The organism is Achromobacter sp. JD-1, from assembly GCF_038594925.1.
Lineage (GTDB): Bacteria > Pseudomonadota > Gammaproteobacteria > Burkholderiales > Burkholderiaceae_B > Achromobacter > Achromobacter spanius_C.
Map to the genome: position 1 here is coordinate 21,473 of NZ_JBCGCS010000038.1, position 5,628 is coordinate 27,100.

At 56.7% G+C, this 5,628-nt stretch carries 11 protein-coding genes and 1 pseudogene; 2 read left to right on the top strand and 10 right to left on the bottom strand.

The features are described 5' to 3' along the window. Positions 1 to 49 precede the first annotated feature (49 nt). From WBR68_RS30355 to WBR68_RS30390, 9 genes and pseudogenes are all read right to left on the bottom strand, one after another. Positions 50 to 451, bottom strand: a complete 402-nt coding sequence (locus tag WBR68_RS30355) for a KfrB domain-containing protein (RefSeq protein WP_446697888.1) — start codon at positions 449 to 451, stop codon at positions 50 to 52. A gap of 72 nt (positions 452 to 523) precedes the next feature. After that, a pseudogene (locus WBR68_RS31550) lies at positions 524 to 604 on the bottom strand (Fic family protein); the annotation flags it as partial. 17 nt (positions 605 to 621) lie between these two features. Beyond that, on the bottom strand, positions 622 to 966 hold the full coding sequence (locus WBR68_RS30360) for a Fic/DOC family protein (protein ID WP_255696332.1): 345 nt from the start codon (positions 964 to 966) through the stop codon (positions 622 to 624). A 25-nt stretch (positions 967 to 991) separates the two neighbouring features. Then, positions 992 to 1,198 (bottom strand): antitoxin VbhA family protein, encoded by a 207-nt coding sequence (locus WBR68_RS30365; RefSeq protein ID WP_230696135.1) that lies wholly within the window; start codon positions 1,196 to 1,198, stop codon positions 992 to 994. A 99-nt stretch (positions 1,199 to 1,297) separates the two neighbouring features. After that, a complete protein-coding gene (locus tag WBR68_RS30370; RefSeq protein WP_230696136.1) occupies positions 1,298 to 1,546 on the bottom strand; it encodes a hypothetical protein in 249 nt (82 codons plus the stop codon). A 57-nt stretch (positions 1,547 to 1,603) separates the two neighbouring features. Beyond that, a complete protein-coding gene (locus WBR68_RS30375; protein WP_230696137.1) occupies positions 1,604 to 1,951 on the bottom strand; it encodes an H-NS histone family protein in 348 nt (115 codons plus the stop codon). Positions 1,952 to 2,015: 64 nt separating this feature from the next. After that, positions 2,016 to 2,177: a hypothetical protein gene (locus WBR68_RS30380; RefSeq protein WP_230696138.1), complete on the bottom strand. Its 162-nt coding sequence runs from the start codon at positions 2,175 to 2,177 to the stop codon at positions 2,016 to 2,018. 69 nt (positions 2,178 to 2,246) lie between these two features. Next, the gene (locus WBR68_RS30385) at positions 2,247 to 3,443 is read right to left on the bottom strand and encodes a DUF7673 family protein (RefSeq protein WP_230696139.1); all 1,197 of its coding nucleotides are present in this window, start codon (positions 3,441 to 3,443) and stop codon (positions 2,247 to 2,249) included. Further along, positions 3,440 to 4,189 (bottom strand): ParA family protein, encoded by a 750-nt coding sequence (locus WBR68_RS30390; protein WP_230696140.1) that lies wholly within the window; start codon positions 4,187 to 4,189, stop codon positions 3,440 to 3,442. The genes WBR68_RS30385 and WBR68_RS30390 overlap by 4 nt, the downstream gene beginning before the upstream one ends. Before the next feature lie 427 nt (positions 4,190 to 4,616). On the opposite strand from WBR68_RS30390, the gene WBR68_RS30395 reads away from it, so the two are divergent. After that, the gene (locus tag WBR68_RS30395) at positions 4,617 to 5,135 is read left to right on the top strand and encodes a hypothetical protein (RefSeq protein ID WP_230696141.1); all 519 of its coding nucleotides are present in this window, start codon (positions 4,617 to 4,619) and stop codon (positions 5,133 to 5,135) included. A gap of 67 nt (positions 5,136 to 5,202) precedes the next feature. Then, complete coding sequence (locus WBR68_RS30400; protein WP_255696333.1) at positions 5,203 to 5,331, top strand: hypothetical protein; 129 nt, start codon at positions 5,203 to 5,205, stop codon at positions 5,329 to 5,331. A gap of 115 nt (positions 5,332 to 5,446) precedes the next feature. Here WBR68_RS30400 and WBR68_RS30405 read toward each other — a convergent pair. After that, a partial coding sequence (locus WBR68_RS30405; RefSeq protein WP_230696142.1) for a hypothetical protein occupies positions 5,447 to 5,628 on the bottom strand: 182 nt, incomplete at its 5' end.

The following is a 5,628-nucleotide window of genomic DNA, read 5'->3' on the forward strand; positions in this document are numbered from 1 at the left end:
TTCGGATAAACGTGTTTTGAATTTGATGTTTAGCGGCTAAACAGTCGCTTCACCGCTCTATGTCGCGGTCGCGTTGCAGCTGTTTTGAATTCTCTCGCTCGGACTGTGACAGAGACGCTTCCACCAGGCCGACGCCACCATGCGGATAGCGGATTCCGATCATCTGCTCCGGAACGACGAGATCCACGTTGAGGAGCGCGCGACGGCTGTGCAGGACCATCTCCCCAGCCAGCCCTTTTTGTTCTTGAACCAGGTACCGCTCCGTCAATCCGATAACCACGCCCTCATAGCTCTGCCCAGGAATAGCCTGAACGACGTGTGCGCGATCGCCCGCCACCGCCCTCGCCAGATCCAGCGCGTATTCCCGCTCAATTTCTCGGAGACTGGCGCGAATCAAGTGCGCCATGCGCTGCGAGTCTCCTTGATAGGCCTCAATCGACGCCTTCGTCATCACGCCCCGATCAACGCCTTGCCAGTCAATGCCGTAGCCGGCATCCCTTGCAAGCTGACCGATGAACTCCCGGATGCTTCTGCCATTGCCTTCCCGGAAGGGATGAAGCACATTCAACTCGCCCAAGAAATGGCCAGCACGCTCACTGAACGAATCGGGCCCAAGGCCCTTTAGGAGACCTTCGCGCGAGAAAGTGGTCTCGTGATCTGTGGCGCATAGCTCGAGATCTGCTCGTGGCTGGCGAAGCGTGTTGTGCCCTTCGAAATGTCGACCGTGCGGATCTTACCCGCCCAGTCATAGACGTCGCCGAACAACCGCTGATGGATGTGTCGAAGGTGCGCCAGGTCAAACTGCCCCCGGACGGGGTTCGTAGCAAGCTCGTAGGAGCGCACGGCGGCGAAGGTTGCCTCCACCTTGTCCAGCTCGCCCTGGTCAGTAATTCCAAGACGATTACGCAGAACCCCGGAAACAGGGTCTACGTATGGATCTTGCGCGTTGATGGGGTATTTGGCCATGGACTGGCCTATGCGGTCATTGACGTTATCGTGCGGACGACGAACGAAATTCGCCAGCGGCGACGCGGGCATGCAGCGTACGGAGGACGTCCGACACGCTCAATTCACCAGCCGCTGCACGTTCAAGATCGGCAACTGTGCGTGAGTCGGGTTCCAAGCCTTCCAGCCGCTGGTTCGCCACCGCATTTGCTACAGCGCGGCGCCGTTCTATCACGTCTTTAGAAGTCAGCATTGGGGTATCTCCGAAGGTCTTTCATTTTACTGCAACAAGTCCCGCGTCAGGGGCTAACTTACCGGGTGGACGCAACTGCACGACGTAAAGCCGGCCGAGTCACTCTGGCCAACGCCGCGACATAAAGCATGCACTGACGACGATGAGGAAAGCGATAAAGAAGAACGAGAGAATCTCGACGAACATCCTTGTGTCTGGGGCCAGGCTGTCCATAAAAATGGTTGCGAGGTAGAAGAGCACGATCGCAGCCGCGATGGCCATAAGCAGCATGCAGATCACAGTCGCCCTGTACACCCACAAGTTGCCCAGGCATTGACGGGGTCTGGGACGCAAATGGCTATCGCTCATGACATATCTCCAAAGTCGCAATGTTGTTTCCAGGATGGCGGTCTGAGCCATCCTGCTTCAGATTCTGAATTGTTCGCGCGACGCTCCTGCGAGCTCCGCAGCAGTCAGCCAGCGCGGCGCTCGCCCACGTCCGGTCCAGGTATAACCAGATTCAGGATGACGGTATTTCGGCGCGACCGGGCGACGGGATTCGGTTCGCTCAACAGCCTTTTTGCGCTTGGGGCGAGCGGACTTCGTTGCGCCATATGCGGCCTGGATATCCGAGGGAGAAATCTGGAACTCGTGCATTTGCGCGACGATCTTTTGTACGGCCGACGCCCGACCGTTGGCGCGCAGGGTTTCGGCACGTCGCTGTAGAGCTTGAATTTGAGCGTTGAGCTTGGCGAGCGATTTATTCGATTGCATTGTGGTTTCCTCGGTTTTTTGCTGGCGAATAGCCCGTTGGCTAGTCCGTGTTGTGTATTGGAGATCAGGAATTATTGATGACCATGCCGACAAAGATTGGCACCGCTGACGCAAAGAAAGTTACGTTAGCCATGGTGTCCCATCCCGTCCATCGCGCAATGATGGAAGTCGCCATAAATACACATCCGACAATCAACGCCACCTTTCCCGGACCCTTTTCAATCATCACTGCCTCCTCATTTTCAGGTTCATTTTGAGTTTGCTACGTTTAGCCGCTAAACATCCAGGGGCCATGTCATTCGGTAACGAGCTGGGGCCTCCAGATCTTTACTAGTTCTTTGAACGCCTCATGAACGGGAGTGGCGAGCGTGTCCGGATAGGAACGGCTACGCCGGACGAGGGCGATCACTGACGACATGTCGTCGTAGATTTCTTTGTCTACGCTCCACAGATCAGCTAAGTCGAAGCCGCCGCAGCTCGTCGCGTTCCACCAGGCAAGCAGAAAATTGGCAACACGTGCGCTCTGTCCGGTATCACGCTTGGCAATTTCAATCAGACGATTCAAGGCGGCCATACTGGCCTGGCGCAGCGCTGGATTGGCACCGTCTTGTCGCTCCTGTTCGAGCATGTCCCTGCGGCGTTGAAATTCGGCCGTCATCTCGCTGGGGACTTCACGCTGAAAACGGAAACCGGTCGTGTCGGCCACAAAAGTGATCGTCGCGCCCTGTTCTACCGCCAACCCCTCCTGCCGATCTTCAACGCGATCTTCGGATTGCGTGTGAGCCTTGGGGACGGCCGGATGGTCCTTCGTCTTGGTGCTTTGCCGAATAGCTTTTACGGCCGCGCGGGTGGGCTTCTGCTCCGCCGCGCTGAGGAGATTTTCGACTGCTTGCGGGTCTTCCCGATATGCAATCACAAGCTCTTTGGCAACCGTGACGTCGGTGATCTGCCCATTCGCGACCGCCTCCGCAACCGGCTCTGGCAGGTTGAGCATTGCGACGTGCATGCTGACCCATGCCTTGGACTTCCCCATCTTGAGCGCGATATCCGACTGGGTCATGCCTTCCGCAAGCTTCCCACCGATGAAGTCCGCCATTTCACGCCCGGTCAGGCCCTCGTGATGGAGGTTCTCCGTCACCTGGTCGAAGTCGTCGAAATCAGGATCTTCGTGTGCGGGAATCTGGTCGAGACCGACCTCCCGCGTACCCAGATAGCGGCGGTGTCCATGATTAATTATGAAATCGCCGGGGATGGTCGGGTGAGGGCGCAATGAAATGGGGCACAGCACCCCTCTTTTCCCTGCCGCAACTCTTTCCCGAATAGTCGAGGCCATCTCCGCGATACTCTCCTTCGTGAGCCCCGGATTGCCGGCGCGACGAACGTTCCGCGCGTCAAGATGGATTCGGGCGACATCGTACATCTTGAAGCCACCCTCCTGCTTCGGGTCGTCCAGCATCGATGCCAAGTCACCCAGTCCTTTCAGATCCATCATGCCTTTACTCCCATCTTGGTGCGGATGTACTGGCCCAGGGCGCGCATTTCGGCGCCAGCCGCACGCGCGGTGGTCTTCTTGGATTTCCAGACGGGTTCGCCAATAGACTGTGCTTCAGCGACGCTCGTGCGTAGACCGATGGTGACGGGCACAAGCAGCTCCTCGTGGGCGGCACGGACTTCTGCCAAATGTCGGACTTGGCGCGGATTTCGCCGATCCACCATGCTGGGAAGTAGCCCAAGAAATTGCAGCTTAGGATTGCGCTGCCGAGCATTGAGTATCACGCGCATCATCTTCTTGATCCCTTCGATGCTGTACTCCTCCATCTCCACAGGGGATATGACCGCAGCGGCGGCGTGAAGCGCTGCTGCCAAGGCGATGCTTACGCCCGGCGCGGTATCAATTACGCAAAGGTCATAACCCTTTTCGGCGAACGCCGATAGATTTACCCGGAAATTTCTCAGCGCGGTTTCAAGCGGCATGTAGATCAAATTCGCCAACAGCTGATCTGCGGCGATCAAGGAGATGCTCGATTCGGGCGTGGGCACTGCCGGCACGCTGTCGAGAAATAGTGCGCTTGCAGATATTGCCAACCTGAATCGAGCCAGGGTCTTCGAAAGGTCACCGCTATCCAAGTCGATGACCAAGACCTTAGCCCCCGCTTCGGCTGCTTCAAATGAGATGTTGACGGCGGTCGTGGTCTTGCCGACACCGCCCTTTCCTTGTGCGACTGCGAGGGTCTTCATGAGGGTTTTCCTTAACCGTTTATGCAGCTATTGCTGCTTTTCAGTGCGCGCCCTGACTCGATGTGGGGCAAAATGCGCTCGCGCGCAGCGTTGTATTGATGCTTATCGGCGTCGCGTCGGATGGTCCGTATCCACCTCGATTGGTTTGGTGTGAGGCGCGTCGGAAGCGAACACGTCGGGGCGTATCAATTCCAAGAACATTCTTCGCGCGTCGGGTATTCCGGACTGCCGCCATTTGCTTACGGAAGGCGAACGAACCTTGCATAGGCGTGCCACGGCATTCGTGCCGCCCAAAAGGTCAATCTTGCGAGAGTCAGGGTGTAGTTCTTTATTCATTTTCGGATGATAGCCATAGCTAGCTATTTGCACAAGAAATCTTGCATTCGATGCCAGCCATGGCTTTGATAGCTCGGGCTAGCGTGTACCCATGAAAACACTCTCTGACCGAATGCACGCCGCGCTCATCGCCGCAGGCAAAACCCAAGCGGATTTAGTTCGCGCGACGGGTGCAAAGAGCTCATCTGTAGCCAACTGGGTCGGCGGGCGCACGAAAAATCTGCGGGGGGAGAACCTAGTTATCGTTTCGAGGCTTCTAAACGTATCTGAGGCCTGGCTTGGTGCGGGCGTCGGCCCGAGAGAGCGCTTCAAAGCGGGCTCCTGGCCCCTGCGGTCGATAAGCCCGGAACAATGGGAGACATTGCCGCAAGGGCTTCGAGATCAGGCCGAAAGCTACATAGGCTACTTGCTGGAAAGGCACGCCAGCGGCGAGTCTCCAGACACATCCCTTAATAAATCTACGGCCAAGCCGTTGAAAGAACTAGGAGCGGAGCTTCAGGAAGTCAAAGCGCGACTACGTCACAATGTAACAAAGGATAAAAAAGTTGACGTACTCGAAACTGAAGCTCGTCCACAGCGGAAACGCGCCTCCGGATCAACGCGCTCGTAATGACCGGTGCTATCGGCACACATCCGGGGCGCACGAGGACCAGAAAGACATAGCGGCACACGCCCACGTGGACATCACGCAAGGCGGTGAATTCCGCTGCACCATCAAAGCGCCGGAGGACGAACTCCTCCCCCTCATCACTGCTAGCTACATCATGCTGGGCGAGCTGATAGAACAACTGGGAAAGCAAAAGTAGACGGCAAGGAAGGCGCTGAAACGCCTTAAATGCTAGCCTTGGCTATTGACACGTTTGCTAGTTATGGCTAAATTGTCATTTCGTCATGAAATTTGCTTTTCGTAACCGGCGCGCCTCAAAACGAACCAATGCGAAGCGGCAAATGCTGGATGAAGTCGCTCTTTAACCATCTGAAAACCAATACGCCCTGCACAGCTTCGGCTGTGCAGTAGGGGAGATAGCCGCGAGCGAAAGCTTGGCCCCGGGCATTAAAGAAGCGGCAAGAATCAATGCGCCAGACGAGGCCCGTGAAGCTCG